This is a genomic window from uncultured Nostoc sp. (genome assembly GCF_964245575.1).
In the GTDB taxonomy this organism is placed as follows: domain Bacteria; phylum Cyanobacteriota; class Cyanobacteriia; order Cyanobacteriales; family Nostocaceae; genus Nostoc.
In genome coordinates this window covers 1-20,040 of record NZ_CAXTNP010000142.1, presented here as the reverse complement: position 1 = coordinate 20,040, position 20,040 = coordinate 1, and the positions used below count along the sequence as shown (strand labels likewise).

Here is a 20,040-nt window from a genome sequence, read left to right as displayed (position 1 = left end):
CGTAGTTAAGTTTTTGAGCAGAGAACTCGGAACTTCGACCTTTGAACTCGGAACTTCGACCTTTGAACTCGAAACTCCGACCTTTGAACTCGGAACTCCGACCTCTGAACTCGAAACTCCGACCTTTGAACTCGAAACCCAAGCCAAAAGCCTTATAGTTCTGTCTCCCAACTCCAAAGGACAAATGACAAATAACTAATGACCAATGACAAATGACTAATGACAAATGACTAATGACTAATCAACTCCACTGCATCTCGTCCATCGCAATTTTGTAAGTAAACTTTGACAACTTCTTCTTTAGCAGTAGGTAACTTTTTGCCAATAAAATCTGGGTGGATTGGTAATTCTCGATGGCCCCTATCTACTAACACAGCTAAACGAATCACCTCTGGTCTACCGTAGTCGTTGACTGCGTTCAAAGCAGCGCGAATCGTCCGTCCTTTGAAAATCACATCATCTACCAGTACAACTGTTTTCCCCGTCAGGTCTAAAGGAATTTCGCTTTTCGCTGGAGTCCGTAATCCAATTTTGTCGAGGTCATCTCGATAAAATGTAATGTCCAAAGCCCCGACTGACACGGCTACACCTTCTAGCGTCTCAATCTGACGCGCCAACAATTCAGCTAATAACGCACCTCTGGTATAAATACCAAGAAGCACCAGCTGAGACAAATCACGTGTCCTTTCCACAATTTGAGAGGCAAGGCGAGTCAAGGTACGACGGATTTCTTCAGATGAGAGAATTTCAACTACTTTGGCAGACATAGTGAGTGATAAGTTAGGAGTGATGAGTTAGGAGTTAGGAGTTTTTATTCTTAACTCCTGTACAGATGCGATTAATCGCGTCTCTAACTCCTAACTTTATATGTATCATTACCTATTTGAAAGTATTAAGAATATTGCGATCGCTATCCCTAACCATACCAAAAAACAATATCGGGTCAATTGCAAAGCATTCTGAATAGAAGTTGCAGTAATCGGATAAATAGCATCTCCTAGCAGTGGTTTGTACTTAGCTACCCCGCGATACCAATTTGTACCTCCCATTTGCACACCCAAAAAAGCAGCATAGGCGCATTCACTCCAGCCAGAATTAGGACTAGGATCGTTAATTGCATCCCGACGACAAATTCGCCAAACATGCATCGGTTTACCCGATAACAGCGCCAGAGTCACAACTGTTAATCGGCAAGGTAGCCAAGTCAAACAATCTTCCAACCGCGCACAAAACCATCCCAAATAAGTATAGGGTGCTTCCCGGTAGCCCACCATTGAATCAAGGGTACTGCTGGCTTTATATGCTAAAGCCAAAGGAGTTGGCCCCACAACTGGCACAAAGACACCAACAATTGCATAAAAAAGCGGAGCCGTTACTCCATCAGTGGCATTTTCTGCAACCGTTTCTAAAACGGCTCGGGAAATTTCTGCTTGTGAAAGGTTTTGGGTATCTCGACCAACGTAATTACTTAAAATCTTCCGAGCCTTCTCTAAATCTCCTGCTGTTAAAGGTTCTAAAACAGCCATCGCTGCGGCTCGTAAACTTCTGCCAGCAAAACAACTAGCCAAAAGAATGCTATCTATTGCAATTCCCAACAACGGATGAATTAATTTGGCACTTTGAATAATCAAAAAGCCAACAAAACCACTACCAATTATGAGGATAATACCTAGTAAAATTCCAGCTAGGCGTTGTGTTAGAGAATTTTCACACAATCGGAGAGAAAATTTGGTCAGGTGAGAAATTACCCACCCCATAACTTGCACTGGATGAGGCCAATTCCAAGGATCGCCAATTAAGTAATCTAAAAATGCAGCAATTATTAAGATATAGATGCTATTGGTCATAAGTTACGAGTCAGAGGTCAATATTCGGACTATTGACCGGAGTTTCGGAGTCTCCGGCTCCGCTTTTGACTAAACCACAAAACTAGCTTCTTCTCCAAGGGCAGCTTGCCAGCTACGAGCATCATAATAAAGGTCTGCCAAAGTAATACTGTACAAAGCTTCTTTGAGCTTTTGGTTGAGTCTCTGCCAAAGGCTAAATGTTACCCAATCTTCAGCTTGTGCAGGTGCTGGGGTGTGATGAGGTAAATGGCTAGTCTCACCAACTGCTTCTAAAATTTGTCCTATAGATATTTGTGCAGGCTCTCTTGCCAATTGGTATCCGCCGATGCTACCACGAATTGATTTAACTATTGACGCACGACGCATTTCTATTAGTAGTTTTTCGAGGTAAGGAGCTGGGATATCTTGGCGTTTGGCGATCGCTCTCACAGATACAGGGCCATATTTTGGCTGTAAACTCAAATCTAGCAAAGCCTTCACACTATAGTGTCCTCTGGTAGTTAGTTTCATTTTGGCAAGCTTTGTTGTTTATCCTTTGTCACTTGTCATTTGTCACTTGTCATTTGTAAATGCCCAATAACTAAGGATCAGTTTTGCTTATCATTGCGTGACTCAGTTATCATCCTCAGCAACTAGACAAATTTTTGAGCGTTAGTTTAGAAAACTTCAAACTTGTATATACTCTAGCAGTGATTCACTAACTATATCTATATATATAGTTATCAGCATTGCCAGCATTCTCTAAAATAGATTGTCTTGGCAATATTGGTAATGGGATAACAATTGTGCATCTGAGTGTAATATACTTGGCTAGGTTGAGATAAAAACTAAAGGATTATGTTCCTATTAGCTCAACGTCAGCTAAAATAAAATCGATTCCAACACTTCAAACATTCATTTTCGACCTAAGTTGATGCCTAAACAGAAAAAAATTGAACCCCTACTCGGTGAAGAACTGCTCAAAAAAGTCAAAGAGCTAGAGAGCGAGAGCAAGGAAGATAAAGCCAAGAAGTGCGGCTACTATACCGTTACCAAAAATGGTATAGAGCGCGTGAATATGATGAAGTTCTTAAATGCCCTAATTGATGCTGAAGGCATTCAGTTGGACAGTACACCCAGCGCTAATGGGCGTGGTGGACGTAGTGCTAGCTATAGAATTAGTGTGCAATCGAATGGTAACTTACTTATAGGTTCAGCTTATACAAAACAGATGAATCTGAAACCAGGAGATGAGTTTCTGATTACTTTAGGCAAAAAGCACATTCGTCTGAAACAGGTAGACCCAGAAGATCGGGAAGATGATGAAGCCATAGACGCTACAGCTTAATAAATGGTCATTAGTCAATTGTCATTTGTCCTTTGTGAAAACCAATGACCAATGACCAATGACCAATGACCAATACTTCGGCTTCGCTCAGTACAAGTGACTAATGACTAATGACTATATCTGTGGTCGGTAAGACAGGTAAATAGTGGCGAAGTGCCTTACGCGTAACTGCTAAATTACAGGTTAATGCAATTTGCTCTCTTTCTAGTAAACCCAAAATGCGATCAGGTTTATCTCGTGCTACCACTGGTAATTGATGCAAACCTCTAAGAGTCATGCGGTCTAAAGCTTCAGATAATAGTTCATCTTGCCATGCATAAAGGATTTCAGTAGTACAAATGTCTATGAGAGTTTGACTGGATAAATTATCTGGAATTTCAGTTGGCGAATTTGGGTAAGTTTGCCAAAGAGCAAGGGCACGGTTAATATCTTCCAGAGAAAGTATACCAACTAATTGCTCTGTTTCATCAATTACTAAAGCACTGCGGACGCGATCGCGGATCATTTCCACAGCTGCATCTAACACTCCAAGAGTTGCAGGTAACTTTTTTGGACAGGGATACATGGCATCTTCTACCAAAATTTGCTGCACAATTTCCGCTTTTTCATCTTTCAATTCAGAAAGACCAATTTGTTGTAAGTTAGAGTTAGAGTTAAAAGTTGGTTTAATCCTTTCCACTAGCCAAACACTCAAACCCACAGCTGCCATCAACGGTAAAACAATGCGATAGTCGCGGGTTAATTCAAACAGCATTAAAATAGCCGTTAACGGCGCTCTGACACTACCAGCCAGCACTGCTGCCATTCCTACCATTGCGTAAGCTGGGGGAGCCGCCATCTGATCGCAAATAGCTGGGAATGCCACAGCCAAAATTTTGGCGTAAGCTGATCCAAAAGAAGCACCTAAAAACATTGCTGGTGCAAACAAACCGCCGATGAAACCACTACCCGCACTAATTGCAGTCATCAATAACTTCACCACCAACAGCACCACCAACAGGTAGAGTGGAAACTCCACATCCTGAAGCATTGCTTCTACAGTTTCATAACCGACACCCAGAATTTGCGGGAAGTGCAAAGCAACTGCGCCAATCATCACACCGCCAATAATTGGATGAATCGGCTCAGGAATTCGTCCCAAAAAGGCAAAACCTGGAACTTTCCCAGCAAAGCAGGCTTTTGATAAACAAATTGATTGAGTATAAGCCAGAGAAACTAGGCTGGCCCCTAAACCCAAGCCAAGATAAAGGGGTAATTCTAAGGGACTGCGGACTTGGTAGACAGGTAAATCAAAAGCAGGTTGTGCCCCCAAACCAATTTGGGCAATTAATGCTGCTACCACCGCCGCTAACAGCACCACACTCACACCAGAAGTAGCGAAAGATGTCGCTCCCATCACCACCTCTAGGGCAAAAAATACTCCAGCGATGGGAGCATTAAATCCGGCCGCAAGTCCAGCCGCAGCGCCAGCAGCTAAAAGCAAACGTTGTCGTTCTTGAGATACATTCAGGATCACAGAGAACAACATCCCAAAATTTGCGCCAATTTCTACACTCGGCCCCTCTGGGCCCAAAGAAGCACCGCTCCCCAAAGAAACAGATGCAGCCAGCATCTTCGTAACTGGTCGTAGTGGTCGCCTAATCTCTGTTCCCTCAGAGGCGGCGATAAGAGATGAAAGTTCAGGGCCAAAGTCTTGAGTGCGCCAGCGCATCAAGCCAACGATTAATCCGCCAAGGGTGGGAACGCAGGCTAAAGTCCAAGCACCCCAGACGCCGATTTGACCCATTAAATTTTCCAGCATCAGTTGGTGAATCAGCTGGATTGAATAGTGAAAGGTGACTACACCCATACCAGTACTACCGCCAATGAGCATGGCTAAAAACAGCACAACGGTTTCTGGGGATGGTTGAAAACGATTAATTAAGTGAGCTAAACGAGCGGAAGGTGTAGGAAAGGCAGGTAGTTCCGTTACCTTCCTCAGTTGAGTGGGAGGCAAGAGAGTCATTGAGAGGCGGGGTAAATGTAAGAAAAAATTTAAATTTTTATCTGTTACTTCTCATTGTGAGCCATTATTTAGCAACCAGACAAGTAGACTTTATTTGCTTAATTTACAAAGCTTTAGCAAAAAATGTGATTGTGCAAAATTTTTGTGAGGAGAATGGTTAAATGGGAGACAATTGTTATTTAGGGGTTAACGATCACTAGTGGGGTGCAAGTGAGCGCCAACGCTATTCTTTCTAGAGACAACACAGTTTTTGTGTGCTGGGTGGACGTACCCGCAAACATTGACTAGGAGTCATCCTTGCCTAAATCTAGCTATACTCGTGTTGCGACCATTGAGCCATCCTTGGTAGTAATACAATGTATGTATGATTTATGGCTGATGTCAGACCATACTTGTAAGTCTGCTAAGTATTGATCGGGATTCAATATAGCTATTGTTATAGAGCGAGTAAATGGACTAGGCGGACGAGGTAAATGAATATACACACCTTTGATAATCATTATGTTACTTGCCCAATTTGCCAAAGAAATGCTACGCCCAAACCAGTGAAAACGCGCATGGGCTTGTTTTGCTGTCCCTATTGCCAGGAAAGGCTAGTAGTTTGCCAAAGCGGTCATTATGTCCGCGATCCGTTTACTTGGAGACAATTAATGATGTCTTCGGCGCTACGTCGTCAAAGCCGACCTTTAGCTAGGATTATCAGAGATTTTGTCTTGCTGAAGCGTCCTATGGTGGCCTTGGCTGTAGGAAGTGCCATTTTCTTTAGTGCGATCGCCCTGACTCAGGAAAATACAAGCTACGATCACCAAGGGTTTCCCACAACAGAGAAAGTTAATAAACCAGGAAACAACTCTCAGTAAATCGATTACTTTGGTATAAATCAAATCTTACTTTGATTTTTGTAATATTATAACTTAATACTTCTGTGAAACCGTGTCTTATTCGCCAAAATAGGATACGGTTTTAGATCATGTCCGTTTAAATGTATTTGACGCTTGAACTAGCGATCGCATGAGATACTGCAAACACCGCTTCACCGATAACCTCAAACAGCCTAAGACCAAACTGCGATCGTTAAAAGGTTTAGAACAGGTGTTTGATGAGATGAAAGCGCGTCAGGTGATTAAAGTGGCGATGATTCTTTAATTTTTTGCGGGATACAGGAGATGATCTTGATCTAGCCAAACAATGTAGAAAATCTCGTTAATAAAGAATCCATGAACCCTACCATGTTCATTTGAGGAGATGGAAAACTGATATGGTATATCAACTAATTGTTCTTCATTTGGCAAACCAAATGCCCTCTCGCTGGTATCTTCCCACTTGATGGGATGACATCTGAGCGTACTGCTACGATTTACTAATAATTCTTGAGCCGTTAGGCTAGATAAAGCTTTTAACCGATCAAGCAAGGTCAGCCAGTAGATTACTTCTTTTTCCCTACAAGAAAACTTGCTGTGATCGTCTTGATAATATTTAAACGAAAAGCTGATGCCTTGAAGTGGCTTCAGCTTTGTTAGTCTAATACCTGATGTGCCCTCTTTGGTAATTTCAGTCTTCTTAATCCTTTTCTTCGGCACGAGATCCGTAGTACTCCTTCATCCACTGTTTCTGAATAACTTCGTTGGAAGGTTCATCAGGTGGTAGATTTCCTCTAGCCAAATTCCAGGGTGCCTCGGCATGAGTCATCTGTTCTAGTTCATAAGCATCGCAGGCAAAGTACTCTTGTGCAACCTCATCTAGAAACTCTTGAATTTCTTGGGGTAATTCCGGGTTAGCATCCTCTAAAATTGGTTGCCATCCAAAAAGCTTATACTTATGGTACAACGCAGGTATCACAGGCCCATGTATCCAGGCTTGAAAATCCTCTTGGAATAGAGGAGTGTCATTGAGTGCAAGATGCCAAGCCTGAGCATAGTACACAAGCTTTTGCAGTTTTAGATTACTGATAAAAGAACCTGTTTCATTTGCCAACCAAATAAAGTAATCTGCCACTTGAAAACATGACAACACTACAACCACCCCCTTCAATCTGCTAGATAATAGCTAGCCTTCATTTGCTCTCATACATCAGCTTACAGAGTTATCACAACAAGAGCTATGAAAAATTTCTCTGCTTCATATAGTTTAATTGTACTACTTTAAGCTTCTAACCAGTGAATCGTAAAACTCTCAATAACTTTTGGTGGACTCGCCATATAGATAATCTTCTAAGTACGCTTCAAAAAAAACTTGAAGCAGCCTAATGTTCCTGTTAAAGGGTTACTTGCAAACCTTTGCAACCACATCAAGGGCTTCCGGCAATGCCGCTTTTCAGTAATCATAATCCTCCTCATCCATCCAATCTGGCTCAATCATCCCAAAATCGACATCAGGCACTGTGATCTCAATTTCAACATCTTCTACTTCAAATTCTGCTCCGACTTTATCCAAATCACCTATGAACGAAACTAAAATATCCACATCCAAATTAATTTGAATACTTGCAATACTACTCCCCATTGGAACGTCGTCTCTATCTATAGAATCATATATAGAAAATGAAAAGCTGCACTCAACATTGACATCAACACTCAATTTTGATTCAGCTACCAAACTTTCATCATCAAACTTAACTGGTCTAAATATTAGATTAGGAGGCTCAAGTAATTTAAATTCAAATCCATTGAAGGTTATTTCGGTGGATTCATGTTCATAAACGTAAGCTGAATTTGCCTCAGGACAAATATCAATATCACTAATTCGATATTCCAAAGCATTAGAGATAGCTTCTTTTACATCTTCAAGTTCGCCATTTTCATATCTTTCCGATAAGTCTCTACAGATATCTTCAGCATCTGGAAGTTGACATAATACCAAAGCCCCTGCAAAATCATCTATGGCAATAAGCCTTTCAGAACTTTTACAGAAGTTTTTCCAATCATTATCAGATGTGACAACAAGAATTTTAGTTTGATTATTATTAGCCCATGTCTCCAATGACATTAAAGCAATAGCATCAGGAAATTCATTCTTCTTTTTGCCTGTTTCTGAAAACGGAGGTTTAGCTTGGAAGTATTTCTGTATCAAATCACCAACCATTACATAGTCTTGCGCTTCAACTATCTCTAGGGATGTAACTTCTACAAACTGATTAAATCGCTCAGATGCAATTTCCTGTGCTTCATGCTCGCCAAAAATTGTTTTTTTAATGGCTTCGATTTTCTTATCCTCAACCAGCCAATGCTCTTTAGCTTGTTTTAGGGATTTTTCAATTTCCTTTTGTGCATCCCTTGCTTTTTCTATTAAATGTGATAAAACTTCTTCTTTGACCACTTCAGAAAGAATCAGTCTTGTAGAACTATCTCGAAACTGTTCTAATTGCTTAAGTAGTCCTGATTCTAGCCTCAAACCCTGAGCGTCAAAAATTGATGTATCTAAGGTAATAGCTCTAAACTGTCCCGCTCTAACAAGATTTTTAAGTTGATCTAGATCCATATCTTTAACTCAAAACAATTTAAAGGGACATAGCCTTGTCACTAGCCTCAACATTTTCTACCGCGAAATAATCTGCGATCGCTTGTAAATCACGAGAAGCAGGGAGTGAGATAATGTATCAATTCATTCCTAAGCCTCTTTTAGCTTGCTTCAACTGTGTTAGAAGCTGATTCACAAAAGTTTCACCATCAATTCCTTCTCCCCTTTGAAGTGATGATATGCCTTCATCGATCTTGGTGCGAGTTTCTTCGAGCCATGCTTGATCAGAAAGAGTCTCTTCTGCTAAAAGGCGTAATGCAGTTTGAATTACTTCATCAACGCTGTTAAATCTACCTGTTGCTAATAAAACTTGAATTATCTGTTCTTGCTCTAGGCTGAACGTAATGCTCATAACGATTCCATTGTTATCTTTTTCTATGATAGAGCCGTGATAAGTAAGATCCCTCATGTATTAAGTTGGGTTGACGCTTGAAATAATCTTGCTGAAAAACGGGAAGACTATGGTTACTTTCTAATGGGGAAATTTCCATGAAAGTCCTCAACAGCAAAATGCTCAAAAAATCTCTGCTTAACTGTTTGATTTTGCCTTTTTCTCTAGCACCCTGGCTGTGCATGGGAACGCTTTTTGATTCCCAAGCCAATGCTTTACCAGGGCAAAGTACAGAGGAAGTAGGCACTTGGATTAAAGCACATCCCACACTCCGCCCCAGGAGTGGGGAGCAATTATTTGTGCAAAAGACTGATACTGCTGCTCAACGATTCACTTTTCAAGCGTCGGTATTGCCTCCTGGTAGGGTAGAGTTTTCCAAAGACCGTGGAAGAATCCGCAGTGAGCGCATTTCTATGTATGATGCCATTAACGGCATGACATTTACCCGTCTCCAGGAATCTTTGCGGGTGATTTATGGCTTGGAGATTTATCAAGATTACGATCGCGCCCAAGTCGTTTACGAGTATCCCAACCAGAAGGTAGTTAACTCGGCGCGTCTTGCCAAAACTCCGATTAGGGAAGCTTTAAAGGGAGAATTACGAGTAGGCGATCGCTATGTATATTGGGTGGAAATTGCTCAACCCAAGACTGGCAAAGCTTTTACTGGTCAAATGACGATTTTGCTCAAAACTGACCTAGACAAGTTAGAAAATGAACTGCAAACTCGGTAATGGGGATTAGTCATTAGTGATTAGTCATTAATTATTCTTGCCCAGCCTCCCCAGCCTCCCCTGCTCTCTCATCCCCCTCATCTCTTCTCGTTTAAAGATGACTGAATTGGTATTCTACAACTTCCCCAACCCTACAGGAGATAGGGTTTGCCACGTACCCGAAAAGATACTTTCAGATGCTAAGGAAATTCGTAGCAAATCTTCCTTCAGTAGTGGCGGCCAATCAACCCCGGCTTTACGCCCTGCGGCAAATAGCTGTTGCGCCTTAATGCTTAACTGATAAAGGGTCAAAGCCAGCTCTCGGTCTAGGCTCTTTGCATCTTTGAGGGCTTCAAACACCACTTTCAATGCCAACAAAATCGAGGTGATCTGACCGGGTACCGGTGGTTTCCCTTGTTTCATACGCGTCAACAGCGCATCTGGGTTTTCCTCGGTTGTGATTGTCTGATCTATGAGGAGTTTCCGAGCTGTTTCGTAATTCATGTAGCCAGTTTAACGTACATTTTGCTTCAGCAGGAATACCTAATTAAAAAGTCATCAAACTGGCTTTTGGTTATTTATAGCAATCTCTTATGATTTGTGAAAAGATAAACTTGGGGAAAATGATGGGGGATTTGCGATGCTCTAGCTTAAGCAGATAGACTGAACATAATATCTTTGAAAAATACGTCACGCTTAGAATCAGAAGCAAAATGATATCACCGAATTTACTAGAAATTGAGCGCTCCGTCCGTGCCTTGTCTGTGGAAGAACAACTTTGGCTCTTAGAAACTATTGCTCGGCAAATCCGAGAAAATGAGTATACAAAAGATAAATTCCCTGATGCCAAAAATTCGGAAGAACAACTGGAAGTGATGGTTAATGAGGTAAGGATTCCAACAGAAATTGCTGCTATAACTGATGAGTTTGCGATTTCTGAAATCCTCTGATATAGAAAAGTAAAAATTATGAGTTTGCCAGATTTAAAAAGCCAAATATACAGCTTTTATAGATTCTCTCGTTCCCAGTCAGAGACTGGGAATGCTTAATGGGGGGCTGCCGCCTCTTAACTTGCGGCAGAAGCCAGAGGCTGGAAACGAGGTTTTAAAAGAATTTTAGCTGAAGTTGACACCAATAAGCATTGCTGTGTTCCTGCAATTGAGAATCGCTATATTAGCATTTTCGGTACTGTACTTCGTGTTTAAATTCATCTTGGTTAGACTCAACATTTTGAAAAACAGTCGAGCGGACAAATCCCAGATTATGCAATAAAGCAATAGAACGATGATTTTGGAGATCAACGTCAGCACAAAAATCCAGATTTTGGTATGTCTCAACTAAATAATTAATCATACGCGTCACCGCTTCGCGTGCATAACCTTTTCCCCATGAATTAGGAAAAAACACATACGCAATGATTGCACTCTTCTTGAGAGTAATTGTTGCTTGAACATATCCAACGTAGCATTTCTCTACAAAAGACCAGACAGCCCAATTCAACCAAATCTCCGTTCCATCTGGTGATTGACGACGCGCCAACATGATGTAGCGATCGCAAAGCGATTCAACGCTTTGTGGCGGCACATCTTCGATAAAGTCGTATATACTGGCATTCTGTAATCCATCAAAAAGCAGTTCGGCATGATCCGGTTCTAGTGGTTCTAAACAGAGTCGTTGAGAGTAGATTTTCATTTTGTGATCTAACCCGGCACTAACAAGCCACACTAAACACCTTCGACTAACTCATCTTCAACATAAACCTGTGGAGCTGAAAGCTCTATTTATTTCACTATATCAATGTCAAGGCATTATTTGAGTTATCGAGTTATTGTCAAATTTTTGACTTTAAAAAACTCCATAAATATAATATTTTTTCACAACTAATTTAGGATTGCTATAGTTGCCAATCAATAGATACCATAGATAATTTCTGTATCTAGTACGCCACGGCGGAAATAGAGCAACCATTTAAAATCCCTAAAAAGCCCATGACTTTTGAATGCGTGATTTTTGACTTTTTACTTTTGCTTTGTGGTGCTAGCCTTTTAGATTGACTTTTGTTTCATTTATCTTTACGATTCAACCCTACTATGGTATGCGAGTTAGGTAAATACGCTCCTATGATGTTGCTGATTAATAAGTCAATGGAACAATCTCGCAAAAACCACTTATCAAGGGTGCTCATTACATTGTTTGAAGTTATGTAGCCTTTTGATTACGGCCTATCAACCACTGCGGTAAACTATGCGTTGATTATGATTCTTTCGCAGAGAAGAACACTCGAAAGGAGCGGTTTTTTCAATGTCTCATACTGTAAAAATCTACGATACCTGCATTGGCTGCACCCAATGCGTCCGCGCTTGCCCTACTGATGTACTGGAGATGGTTCCTTGGGATGGCTGTAAAGCTGCTCAAATTGCCTCTTCACCCCGTACAGAAGACTGCGTGGGCTGTAAGCGCTGCGAAACCGCTTGTCCCACCGACTTTTTGAGCATCCGGGTTTACCTGGGCGCTGAAACAACTCGCAGTATGGGTCTGGCTTACTAAAAAGCTCAGTGCTAAGTCACCGAACTTCTGATCGCGATGCAGGTCTACTGCCCAACCGTTCTTCCAGAACTGTTGCCTTGTTTCCTTTGGAGACAAGAAAGAAGCGCAAGCCTTTGCTTTGCTTAGAGTTCTCGCTGAGTTCTGAGTCTTGAGTCCTGAGGCAAAAGAAGTAAATCAAAAAAACAATTTCTTGATTCTTCACTCAGCACTTAGAACTCAGACCTCAGTGTTCAAAACTTTTAAAGTTTCTTAATAGAAAGCACCTTTAGAAATACCTAGTGGCAAAGGGAGTAATTTACTCCCTTTTTTCTTTGCAAAAGGTCGAGTTTGTGCTAAGAACTATACTGGATTTAATCATCCTGAAAAAAAGTGGTGTGAACAATGTGCGGAATCGTTGGATATATAGGCACTCAAGCGGCGACAGACATTTTACTGGCTGGGCTGGAAAAACTAGAGTACAGGGGCTACGATTCGGCTGGAATCGCCACTGTTTGGGAAGGTGAGGTTAATTGTGTGCGAGCAAAGGGCAAACTGCATAACCTGCGTTCTAAACTGGAACAAATAGAAACGCCCGCCCAGATTGGTATTGGTCACACTCGCTGGGCAACTCATGGTAAACCAGAAGAGTACAACGCCCATCCCCACATGGATACGGCAAAGCGAGTGGCAGTGGTGCAAAATGGCATTATCGAAAATTACCGCGAGTTGCGCGAGGAACTCAAAGGAAAAGGACACCAGTTTCTTTCTGAAACCGATACAGAAGTTATTCCCCATCTTATAGCCGAATTTTTAAAGAATCTTCCCCCCTCATCTGCCTCATCCCCCTTCCTAGAGGCAATTCGCCAAGCAGTTAACCACTTGCACGGGGCATTTGCGATCGCAGTTATTTCTGCTGACTACCCTGATGAATTGATTGTTGTTCGCCAACAAGCACCTTTGGTAATTGGTTTTGGGCAAGGGGAATTCTTTTGTGCATCTGACACGCCTGCGATCGTTGCCTACACTCGTGCAGTGCTACCTTTGGAAAATGGCGAAATTGCCCGCCTCACACCTTTGGGCGTTGAGATTTACAATTTTGCTGGCGACAGGTTGAAAAAACAACCCCGGCTGCTCAACTTCAATCCTGCAATGGTAGAAAAGCAGGGATTCAAACACTTCATGCTCAAAGAAATCCATGAGCAACCAGGGGTAGTAAGAGCTAGTTTAGAAGCATACTTTAATCCAGGGGAATCTACCGAATCGCCAATCAATCTTGGTTTACCTGCGGATTTATACACCGATTTAGAACAAATTCAGATCGTCGCCTGTGGTACGAGTTGGCACGCAGCATTAATTGGAAAATACTTACTCGAACAACTAGCAGGAATTTCAACTCAGGTACATTACGCTTCTGAGTATCGGTATGCACCATCACCCGTAACGGCTAACACGTTGATCGTTGGTGTTACCCAATCAGGTGAAACCGCCGATACCCTAGCAGCTTTGGCGATGGAAAAAGAACGTCGCCAAGGGAAAGAACCTAAATATCAAGCGCGACTACTGGGCATTACCAATCGCCCCGAAAGTAGCCTTGGTCACATGGTGTCGCATATCATTAGTACCTTAGCGGGAATTGAAATTGGGGTAGCGGCGACGAAAACTTTTACCGCTCAATTGATGGCATTTTATGCATTGGCATTGGATTTAGCAGCTCGTCGTCAGATAGTTTCAAAAGATATTTTAGAGAAAATTATTAATGGGTTGCGGCAAATTCCTAAAGAAATTGAGGCAACTTTGGAAACTCAGGAACGTTTAACCGAACAGCTAGCCCACGAATTCGCTGAAACTAAAGATTTCATTTTTGTGGGAAGGGGAATTAACTTCCCCATTGCTTTAGAAGGGGCGTTGAAATTAAAAGAAATCAGCTACATTCACGCTGAAGGGTATCCGGCTGGAGAGATGAAACATGGCCCGATCGCACTTTTAGATGCGAAAGTACCAGTAGTTGCGATCGCAATCCCTGGTAGTGTGTACGAAAAAGTTATTTCCAATGCCCAAGAAGCCAAAGCCAGAGATTCTCGCTTAATTGGCGTCACTCCCGTCAACGATGGCGAAGCTGCGGAAATCTTTAACGATCTTCTTCCTGTCTCTCATGTAGAAGAATTACTTTCTCCGATCCTCACAGTAGTTCCTTTACAACTATTGGCTTATCACATTGCCGCCCGTCGCGGTTTGGATGTCGATCAGCCAAGAAATTTGGCCAAGTCTGTAACAGTGGAATAGTCTATTAATAGAGGTAGTAGCGTTTAATCGCTACTACAAGCCAATGTGCAATTCCTCATAATTTTTTGAGGACTATTTTCTTAAGTTCAGGTCTAATTTGATCGTAGGAAACCCTTAGGAATTCATTCTATCACCTGGCATATTTACTCATCGCATTAAAACAGGTCATTGCTGAAGATTTGCAGTTGTCATCGGGGAGCGATTAACATGACGACAATTGCTTTGAAAGTTGAAGTACCTATTGCTTGTTTTCGTCAATCCCGTGCTAGAGAATACGCTGAAACTTATCCAGTACCTCCACCTTCTACGGTGTACGGGATGTTGCTTTCTCTGATTGGTGAGACAGATCGTTATAAACATTGTGGAACTCAAGAGTGCGATCGCAGAGAGTGACGCAATGCTTTACCTTATTACTTTCTAACAAGGTTTATGTACCTCAACTTCATTCTTGTTCAAATCCCTGATTACTAAAATTGAGAACCTGGCAATTCTCGCTGACTGTGCGAATTACATTATCTGGTACTCCTTCAGGGACAGTGACCTGAAGTTCCAAAGTAATTTCTACTTCAGCATCTACCAAACTACTGAGGTGTTGAATAACCTCGTCTGCTATCTGTCCTACGTCACGTCGTAATCGCAATGCGTCCAATTTGACTGAACCATAGAAACGTTTTGGTGAAACTATGACAGTTACTTTGCCATTAGAGGAGTCATTTGGTGTCACTACAGTGTCAATAGTTTTTTCCTTTTCAGTCTTATAACTTCCTGTTCCTTCTTTAACTAGTGGTGGAGTTGGAGGTTTAGCCATAGCAGCATCTGCCTCAAGCTGGCGTTGCGCTACTTCGGGTTTAACTATCAGGCTTTGACTACTCAGTGTTACGGTAATGTGTTCAGCCGTTTTCAAACCAAGATAACGTCCTTTGGATTCATCCCAGCCTGTGGCATAAGCAAAGTTTTCATTCCACACTAACGCTGCAACTCCTTGTGCGATCGCTTCTAATAGCACTTGTTGATTTTTAATGCGTGGCAGGTAAAGGTAGTACGCTAAGTACTCCCACAACTTGTTAAGGTCGAGGTGGTTTACATCGCGCCAGAGATATGGATCGAGGGCTTCTAGGCGCAGACGACTGGCGGCATAGTTAGCAATCAAATGTTCTTCATGAACTGCTTTACGACTTGCTTGCACAATAGGAGAGTCTGATGAGTGCAATCGAATTTCTTGCCATTCAATCTCTTCTTAGGGATCGGGTTGCATTGGCACTAACAACCAGATGTAAGCTTCCTGAATTAAACTTTTTACATCTTTGTCGGTTTGCTGTTGTTTAGTCGTCGCCTGATTGCTTTGAAAAACATTTAAGTTTAAGGCTTCTTTATCCCGAATAATCGAATTCCAGGCGAGGTACTGGCAAACAGATTGTTCTAATAACTCCAGTTTTGCCTTGTCTGGTGCCAGGAACAGCAACATATTCTTGCAGTACCGAGGACTAGCTCCCTTTTGGTTCAGTATTTCTTCGGCTCTGGTGCGGGCTGGGGTTTCGCTTTCCTTATTTTTATGGGGATGTTGTGGGCCCATGACAACCAGCCTTACAGCCATTTCATCAGGAACATCTGCCGAGGAGTCGGGAGCAATATGTACTCCAGCAAACTCGCCGCGTTGCTTATCAGCCTTTAATCGGAGAATGATTTCATCCCAAACTTTATCTTGCTCCTGTTGGATTTGCTCGGCTCTATTTTGGGCAAGTCTGGTGACACTAGGCTGAGTTGAGAACCAGTAACGAGTGTTATCGACATAAAGATGTGTAGACTGATCGGTAAGTCGGCGCAAAGCATCGCCAAAAGTTGCTGCACTTTCTCCTGGTTGAACACACCCCAACTTGATCCGATGATCTTCTACACCGCGATTAGCTGCTCTCAGAGTAGGAGCAGAACCAAGGTAAATCGTCCGAGCAACGCGGCGACAGGCAGAGTAATGTCCTAAGTTCGGGTTTTGGCGATCGCACGCCAATGGGAGAGAATTATATCCATCTACATCTTTTTCAATCACTGGCACCCAGTTATCTTCGAGGTAGCGAGTCAATTCTGTTTGTACCTGTCCGTCATCCATTGGCACGCTGGCAGGCATGATTAACAAACTCTTGTCCTGTCCTTCCCAAAGTGAATGAATCACCTTTGCCATCAGTCGCAGTACACCCCGCGTACGTTGGAATTTGTCGAGAGTTGACCAGTCATTATAAAGTCGGTCAAACAGTTCTGGATGGATAGGATAGGCATTTTCTAGCCGTCGTTTATAACTAGCTTCTCGGCACTCACAAGGAAACTCCTGAGATTGGTTTTGGTACATTTCTGCAAAGGCACGGATGATAGCATCACGGGCAATAAAGCCACTTTCTTCGGTGATGGGTTGAAACAGCCGCCGCCGCATAATTTCAAAGCTTTCATCAGCACTTGCTGGTCGCCAAGGAGATTCAACTTTGCCAATAGCATTTTTGAGTCTACTTAAGGCTGCTTTACCGCGATCGCCTCCAATCTCATTATCAGATGCAGGGATACTCACAACCAAGAGTGTCTGTGTAGCGTTTTTTGCCGACTCGCTCAAAGTCTGGGCAAAGGTAAAGTGAGTGTCAAAGTTGCCCCCCGGAAGGTCGTTTACTTCGTGAAGCTGTCGGGCATAAGCTACCCAATTCATCAATTAAAATCAGGCAGGGTGCATAGCCGTTAAACACGAGCCGTAGGGGATCGCCAGGGTTAGTTGAAGTTTCATCTGCTTCTCGAATTATATCGTAGGCTTCCCTACCGCCCAGTTGCCAAGCTAATTCGCCCCAGAGTGTGCGGACAACTGTGCCATCTTTTTTATGTTGAGGCTGACCGGGAGAAATTTTATTTCCTACCAGCACTGCTGTGTTAACTTTTGGCGGAGGTAAAACATTTGCGGCTTCCAGCACTGGTTCCAATCCGGGTAACTTGGATGCCGGAACTTTCATAAACAGGTGGTATAGTGCCAGCATCGCGTGGGTTTTACCGCCACCAAAGTTGGTTTGGAGTTCGATAACGGGGTCGCCTTGATTGCTAGCAAGACGTAGCAAGGCATTTGTCAGCAGTTGTTTTAGCCCTTCGGTGAGAAAAGTACGACTAAAAAATTCTGTAGGTATGCGGTATTCGTCGGAACCTTCATCTAAATAAACTTGCCAAAACTTTTGCCAAAGGGACACCCTGATGAGTTAGGGTAACTTCAACATGATTTTGGATATCTGACAATAAATCAGCTAAATTATCAGATAAGTCAGCAATATCAAAAGTTTTTGGTGACATTTTGCTTATGTCCTACTGATTACCAGCATTATAACCAATAAAATCTACTCTCACTGAAGATGAAATCGAATAGTCTTGGAGGATGAAAAATGATTAAAAAATATGAATAGTGTAATCATTAATACGGTAAATAATTATTTTAAATTGGTTCAGTTCCCTGTTGCCACAACTCTAGCCAATCATAATTAACACTCGTCACGGCAAAATCTAGTTCTTTATGGAACGGACGGCGTAAGTAGTGAATAGAACAATTACCTTCCATATTTTCTGCTACAGGCACTTGCACCAATGCCAAAATGAAATTATCTGGCTTGTTTAGAGCGGTAATAATTTCATTTTTCGTCACTGTCACAGCTTGAGCACCTGTAATTCGCCCTTTCACCTCAATAAATCGCAAGCCCTCACCCCGCCTCCGGCTCCCCTCTCCCAATTTGGGAGAGGGGCTGGGGGTGAGGGGACGTGACTCAATATCATAGCCGCACTTCTGGGTACTCACATCTGTTCGTTCGTACCCTAAATTGCGTTCTACTTCCATCACAGCCGTCATTGCTGCCTTTTCTACCCGTTCCGTCTCCCTGGCAAACATCGCCGTTGTTGCCTGTTGTTTGCCTTGCATTCGTTGCAGCAAGCCTACTGAAACTACCAACGCACCCCCAACCACTACAGGCGGTAATGGCGATAATCTACGTTCTTGCTCTAATTCTTCCAAACGTTGCATTAACCGTGCTTGCAAATCATCAGCTCGCTGACGTGCTTTACCTGAATTAATTTTGGCATTAGGCTTGCCAGCTTCCTCTTGCATTTTCAGTTCTTCAGCCCGATGATCCCAGTAATTAATCTCCTTGGTTAATCTATCTTTTACTGCTGTCATCGTCTTAGCAATAAGTTCCTCTTTGTGCTGCTTGAGTTCTTGAAGATGTTGGGGAACAAGGTGAGCGATCGCATAACTCTTAGCTTTTGCTTCTAAATCTTCTCGCAACCAAGATTCTTCTAAAACTTTTTCCACAACACCCTTCTCCTCGTCTGTTAGCGGACGCTAATTGAGGTAAGGTGCGTAACCTGCATTGTAGGTATTGCCTTCTGGGTTGATTTCCACATATTGCATTCGCCGCGATACTAAACGCCTAGAGCCATTTAAATTTTTTTGCGCGTCTTGTATGGGATGTTCTAGATAAACTAAGGCACGGGTTCCTTCGCTGGAATCATTTTCATCGACGTTTCAACAAATCCCGGTGTCGTTCCAAAGTCAGGTCAATTGTGGCATCCAGTAGAGAATGTCCAGAACAAATGAAGGCAGCTAGGGGTTTACCAGAAATGCTGATTAAATCTTTTTCAAAGCAGATGCGTTCGTAGCGTAGCAGCAACGGTTCAGCTACACCAATTTGCCGCCCTCAATTGCGAATAACTGCCGGAACATGACTGATTTCGTAACGCTGGGGTTCTCGTTGACGCAATGTTCCACCTAATTGGGTAAATGCTTCTAGGAAGAAAAAAGCAATAAAATGAGGTTGTAATCGCCGTGCCTCTGCCCTTTCCATTTCTTCCCGGATTTGCTGCACTTTGGCGATATCCATCGAATCCCGTGCCAAAGCCCTTTCTTCTAAAAGTTCGCGTAGTCGCTGTTGGTCTTTATCATGTACGACTTGATTGAGTCTATCTCGCACCTCTGGTTGATCGCCATAGCGAATTGCTTCAATCAATAATTCTCGTAATTCCGTCCCTGCGATCGCTTTCCCCAATACATCAAATACTTTACCTTCCAGTGCCTTCTGCTCTGCCTCTATCTTTTTCAATAACGCCAAATAGACGTCGCCTTCACGAGTGCCTTTTGCCACTAAATTCCATAAGTGACAAACCTCGGTCTGCCCAATCCGGTGAATTCGCCCGAAACGCTGTTCTAGGCGGTTAGGATTCCAAGGTAAATCGTAATTAACCATGAGGTGCGCCCTTTGCAAGTTAATCCCTTCACCCGCAGCATCCGTAGCTATTAAGACTTGTACTTCGATATCTTGGGTAAACGCCTCTTGCCCTTTGCGGCGTTCTTCGCGTCCCATTGCGCCATGTATATTTAGTAACCGTTCACAGGAGTTGTCCCGCTACTGTAAAAAATAGGTACAGATAGATGG

At 42.6% G+C, this 20,040-nt stretch carries 26 protein-coding genes; 9 read left to right on the top strand and 17 right to left on the bottom strand.

Annotated elements, in window-relative coordinates; translation table 11 throughout:
- Positions 1-199, top strand: a 199-nt coding sequence (locus ACFFAP_RS21665) for a hypothetical protein (protein WP_375513150.1), incomplete at its 5' end; no start/stop codon positions are given.
- 31 nt (positions 200-230) lie between these two features.
- Here the strand turns inward: ACFFAP_RS21665 and pyrR are convergent.
- The 3 genes from pyrR to ACFFAP_RS21650 all read right to left on the bottom strand — a co-directional run bounded on the left by pyrR (position 231) and on the right by ACFFAP_RS21650 (position 2,357).
- Positions 231-767, bottom strand: a complete 537-nt coding sequence (gene pyrR, locus ACFFAP_RS21660; protein ID WP_375513149.1) for a bifunctional pyr operon transcriptional regulator/uracil phosphoribosyltransferase PyrR — start codon at positions 765-767, stop codon at positions 231-233.
- A gap of 108 nt (positions 768-875) precedes the next feature.
- Positions 876-1,847 (bottom strand): adenosylcobinamide-phosphate synthase CbiB, encoded by a 972-nt coding sequence (cbiB, locus tag ACFFAP_RS21655; RefSeq protein ID WP_375513148.1) that lies wholly within the window; start codon positions 1,845-1,847, stop codon positions 876-878.
- 69 nt (positions 1,848-1,916) lie between these two features.
- Positions 1,917-2,357, bottom strand: coding sequence for an Rrf2 family transcriptional regulator (locus ACFFAP_RS21650; RefSeq protein ID WP_100901398.1), 441 nt, complete (start codon positions 2,355-2,357; stop codon positions 1,917-1,919).
- A 403-nt stretch (positions 2,358-2,760) separates the two neighbouring features.
- Between ACFFAP_RS21650 and ACFFAP_RS21645 the strand changes: the two genes are divergently transcribed.
- Complete coding sequence (locus ACFFAP_RS21645) at positions 2,761-3,174, top strand: AbrB family transcriptional regulator (RefSeq protein WP_229554449.1); 414 nt, start codon at positions 2,761-2,763, stop codon at positions 3,172-3,174.
- Between the two features lie 100 nt (positions 3,175-3,274).
- On the opposite strand, the gene ACFFAP_RS21640 is transcribed toward ACFFAP_RS21645, so the two are convergent.
- On the bottom strand, positions 3,275-5,179 hold the full coding sequence (locus tag ACFFAP_RS21640; protein WP_375513147.1) for a chloride channel protein: 1,905 nt from the start codon (positions 5,177-5,179) through the stop codon (positions 3,275-3,277).
- Positions 5,180-5,652: 473 nt separating this feature from the next.
- On the opposite strand from ACFFAP_RS21640, the gene ACFFAP_RS21635 reads away from it, so the two are divergent.
- Entirely contained in the window at positions 5,653-6,039 is a 387-nt protein-coding gene (locus ACFFAP_RS21635) for a hypothetical protein (protein ID WP_375513146.1), read from the top strand.
- Between the two features lie 151 nt (positions 6,040-6,190).
- Positions 6,191-6,325 carry a hypothetical protein gene (locus ACFFAP_RS21630; RefSeq protein ID WP_375513145.1) on the top strand — a complete coding sequence of 45 codons (135 nt, stop codon included), beginning with the start codon at positions 6,191-6,193 and terminating at the stop codon, positions 6,323-6,325.
- Here ACFFAP_RS21630 and ACFFAP_RS21625 read toward each other — a convergent pair.
- The 4 genes from ACFFAP_RS21625 to ACFFAP_RS21610 all read right to left on the bottom strand — a co-directional run bounded on the left by ACFFAP_RS21625 (position 6,322) and on the right by ACFFAP_RS21610 (position 9,047).
- Positions 6,322-6,759 (bottom strand): hypothetical protein, encoded by a 438-nt coding sequence (locus ACFFAP_RS21625; RefSeq protein ID WP_375513144.1) that lies wholly within the window; start codon positions 6,757-6,759, stop codon positions 6,322-6,324. The genes ACFFAP_RS21630 and ACFFAP_RS21625 overlap by 4 nt on opposite strands.
- Positions 6,740-7,192 (bottom strand): Panacea domain-containing protein, encoded by a 453-nt coding sequence (locus tag ACFFAP_RS21620; protein ID WP_375513143.1) that lies wholly within the window; start codon positions 7,190-7,192, stop codon positions 6,740-6,742. The genes ACFFAP_RS21625 and ACFFAP_RS21620 overlap by 20 nt, the downstream gene beginning before the upstream one ends.
- Before the next feature lie 300 nt (positions 7,193-7,492).
- Positions 7,493-8,656, bottom strand: a complete 1,164-nt coding sequence (locus ACFFAP_RS21615) for a PIN domain-containing protein (RefSeq protein WP_375513142.1) — start codon at positions 8,654-8,656, stop codon at positions 7,493-7,495.
- Between the two features lie 118 nt (positions 8,657-8,774).
- Positions 8,775-9,047, bottom strand: coding sequence for a type II toxin-antitoxin system ParD family antitoxin (locus ACFFAP_RS21610; protein WP_375513141.1), 273 nt, complete (start codon positions 9,045-9,047; stop codon positions 8,775-8,777).
- Positions 9,048-9,205: 158 nt separating this feature from the next.
- Between ACFFAP_RS21610 and ACFFAP_RS21605 the strand changes: the two genes are divergently transcribed.
- Positions 9,206-9,817, top strand: coding sequence for a hypothetical protein (locus ACFFAP_RS21605; RefSeq protein ID WP_375513151.1), 612 nt, complete (start codon positions 9,206-9,208; stop codon positions 9,815-9,817).
- Between the two features lie 114 nt (positions 9,818-9,931).
- On the opposite strand, the gene ACFFAP_RS21600 is transcribed toward ACFFAP_RS21605, so the two are convergent.
- Positions 9,932-10,300, bottom strand: coding sequence for a Dethiobiotin synthetase (locus ACFFAP_RS21600; RefSeq protein ID WP_375513140.1), 369 nt, complete (start codon positions 10,298-10,300; stop codon positions 9,932-9,934).
- Between the two features lie 209 nt (positions 10,301-10,509).
- Here ACFFAP_RS21600 and ACFFAP_RS21595 point away from each other — a divergent pair, with 209 nt between their 5' ends.
- Positions 10,510-10,746 (top strand): hypothetical protein, encoded by a 237-nt coding sequence (locus tag ACFFAP_RS21595; RefSeq protein ID WP_375513139.1) that lies wholly within the window; start codon positions 10,510-10,512, stop codon positions 10,744-10,746.
- A 223-nt stretch (positions 10,747-10,969) separates the two neighbouring features.
- Here the strand turns inward: ACFFAP_RS21595 and ACFFAP_RS21590 are convergent, their stop codons facing one another.
- The gene (locus ACFFAP_RS21590; RefSeq protein WP_375513138.1) at positions 10,970-11,488 is read right to left on the bottom strand and encodes a GNAT family N-acetyltransferase; all 519 of its coding nucleotides are present in this window, start codon (positions 11,486-11,488) and stop codon (positions 10,970-10,972) included.
- Positions 11,489-12,097: 609 nt separating this feature from the next.
- Between ACFFAP_RS21590 and psaC the strand changes: the two genes are divergently transcribed.
- The 3 genes from psaC to cas5 all read left to right on the top strand — a co-directional run bounded on the left by psaC (position 12,098) and on the right by cas5 (position 14,998).
- Positions 12,098-12,343: a photosystem I iron-sulfur center protein PsaC gene (gene psaC, locus ACFFAP_RS21585; RefSeq protein WP_012411495.1), complete on the top strand. Its 246-nt coding sequence runs from the start codon at positions 12,098-12,100 to the stop codon at positions 12,341-12,343.
- A 381-nt stretch (positions 12,344-12,724) separates the two neighbouring features.
- Positions 12,725-14,605 (top strand): glutamine--fructose-6-phosphate transaminase (isomerizing), encoded by a 1,881-nt coding sequence (gene glmS / locus ACFFAP_RS21580; protein ID WP_375513137.1) that lies wholly within the window; start codon positions 12,725-12,727, stop codon positions 14,603-14,605.
- A 207-nt stretch (positions 14,606-14,812) separates the two neighbouring features.
- Positions 14,813-14,998, top strand: a complete 186-nt coding sequence (gene cas5, locus ACFFAP_RS21575; RefSeq protein ID WP_375513136.1) for a CRISPR-associated protein Cas5 — start codon at positions 14,813-14,815, stop codon at positions 14,996-14,998.
- Between the two features lie 49 nt (positions 14,999-15,047).
- On the opposite strand, the gene ACFFAP_RS21570 is transcribed toward cas5, so the two are convergent.
- The 7 genes from ACFFAP_RS21570 to ACFFAP_RS21540 form a co-directional block, all read right to left on the bottom strand.
- Positions 15,048-15,815, bottom strand: coding sequence for a hypothetical protein (locus tag ACFFAP_RS21570; RefSeq protein WP_375513135.1), 768 nt, complete (start codon positions 15,813-15,815; stop codon positions 15,048-15,050).
- Positions 15,816-15,842: 27 nt separating this feature from the next.
- Entirely contained in the window at positions 15,843-17,291 is a 1,449-nt protein-coding gene (locus ACFFAP_RS21565) for an ATP-binding protein (RefSeq protein WP_375513134.1), read from the bottom strand.
- Entirely contained in the window at positions 17,227-17,814 is a 588-nt protein-coding gene (locus tag ACFFAP_RS21560) for a DUF499 domain-containing protein (protein WP_375513133.1), read from the bottom strand. The genes ACFFAP_RS21565 and ACFFAP_RS21560 overlap by 65 nt, the downstream gene beginning before the upstream one ends.
- Positions 17,774-17,914, bottom strand: coding sequence for a hypothetical protein (locus ACFFAP_RS21555; RefSeq protein ID WP_375513132.1), 141 nt, complete (start codon positions 17,912-17,914; stop codon positions 17,774-17,776). The genes ACFFAP_RS21560 and ACFFAP_RS21555 overlap by 41 nt, the downstream gene beginning before the upstream one ends.
- A gap of 139 nt (positions 17,915-18,053) precedes the next feature.
- Positions 18,054-18,920 (bottom strand): DUF3883 domain-containing protein, encoded by an 867-nt coding sequence (locus tag ACFFAP_RS21550; RefSeq protein WP_375513131.1) that lies wholly within the window; start codon positions 18,918-18,920, stop codon positions 18,054-18,056.
- A 202-nt stretch (positions 18,921-19,122) separates the two neighbouring features.
- On the bottom strand, positions 19,123-19,278 hold the full coding sequence (locus ACFFAP_RS21545) for a hypothetical protein (RefSeq protein ID WP_375513130.1): 156 nt from the start codon (positions 19,276-19,278) through the stop codon (positions 19,123-19,125).
- Positions 19,279-19,305: 27 nt separating this feature from the next.
- Positions 19,306-19,968, bottom strand: a complete 663-nt coding sequence (locus ACFFAP_RS21540) for a helicase-related protein (protein WP_375513129.1) — start codon at positions 19,966-19,968, stop codon at positions 19,306-19,308.
- Positions 19,969-20,040: the final 72 nt, after the last annotated feature.

Coding starts and splice junctions, on each gene's coding strand:
- pyrR (WP_375513149.1), bottom strand. CDS start 767: ATGTCTGCCAAAGTAGTTGAAATTCTCTCATCTGAAGAAATCCGTCGT.
- cbiB (WP_375513148.1), bottom strand. CDS start 1,847: ATGACCAATAGCATCTATATCTTAATAATTGCTGCATTTTTAGATTAC.
- ACFFAP_RS21650 (WP_100901398.1), bottom strand. CDS start 2,357: ATGAAACTAACTACCAGAGGACACTATAGTGTGAAGGCTTTGCTAGAT.
- ACFFAP_RS21645 (WP_229554449.1), top strand. CDS start 2,761: ATGCCTAAACAGAAAAAAATTGAACCCCTACTCGGTGAAGAACTGCTC.
- ACFFAP_RS21640 (WP_375513147.1), bottom strand. CDS start 5,179: ATGACTCTCTTGCCTCCCACTCAACTGAGGAAGGTAACGGAACTACCT.
- ACFFAP_RS21635 (WP_375513146.1), top strand. CDS start 5,653: ATGAATATACACACCTTTGATAATCATTATGTTACTTGCCCAATTTGC.
- ACFFAP_RS21630 (WP_375513145.1), top strand. CDS start 6,191: ATGAGATACTGCAAACACCGCTTCACCGATAACCTCAAACAGCCTAAG.
- ACFFAP_RS21615 (WP_375513142.1), bottom strand. CDS start 8,656: ATGGATCTAGATCAACTTAAAAATCTTGTTAGAGCGGGACAGTTTAGA.
- ACFFAP_RS21610 (WP_375513141.1), bottom strand. CDS start 9,047: ATGAGCATTACGTTCAGCCTAGAGCAAGAACAGATAATTCAAGTTTTA.
- ACFFAP_RS21605 (WP_375513151.1), top strand. CDS start 9,206: ATGCTCAAAAAATCTCTGCTTAACTGTTTGATTTTGCCTTTTTCTCTA.
- ACFFAP_RS21600 (WP_375513140.1), bottom strand. CDS start 10,300: ATGAATTACGAAACAGCTCGGAAACTCCTCATAGATCAGACAATCACA.
- ACFFAP_RS21595 (WP_375513139.1), top strand. CDS start 10,510: ATGATATCACCGAATTTACTAGAAATTGAGCGCTCCGTCCGTGCCTTG.
- ACFFAP_RS21590 (WP_375513138.1), bottom strand. CDS start 11,488: ATGAAAATCTACTCTCAACGACTCTGTTTAGAACCACTAGAACCGGAT.
- psaC (WP_012411495.1), top strand. CDS start 12,098: ATGTCTCATACTGTAAAAATCTACGATACCTGCATTGGCTGCACCCAA.
- glmS (WP_375513137.1), top strand. CDS start 12,725: ATGTGCGGAATCGTTGGATATATAGGCACTCAAGCGGCGACAGACATT.
- cas5 (WP_375513136.1), top strand. CDS start 14,813: ATGACGACAATTGCTTTGAAAGTTGAAGTACCTATTGCTTGTTTTCGT.
- ACFFAP_RS21565 (WP_375513134.1), bottom strand. CDS start 17,291: ATGAATTGGGTAGCTTATGCCCGACAGCTTCACGAAGTAAACGACCTT.
- ACFFAP_RS21555 (WP_375513132.1), bottom strand. CDS start 17,914: ATGTCACCAAAAACTTTTGATATTGCTGACTTATCTGATAATTTAGCT.
- ACFFAP_RS21540 (WP_375513129.1), bottom strand. CDS start 19,968: ATGGGACGCGAAGAACGCCGCAAAGGGCAAGAGGCGTTTACCCAAGAT.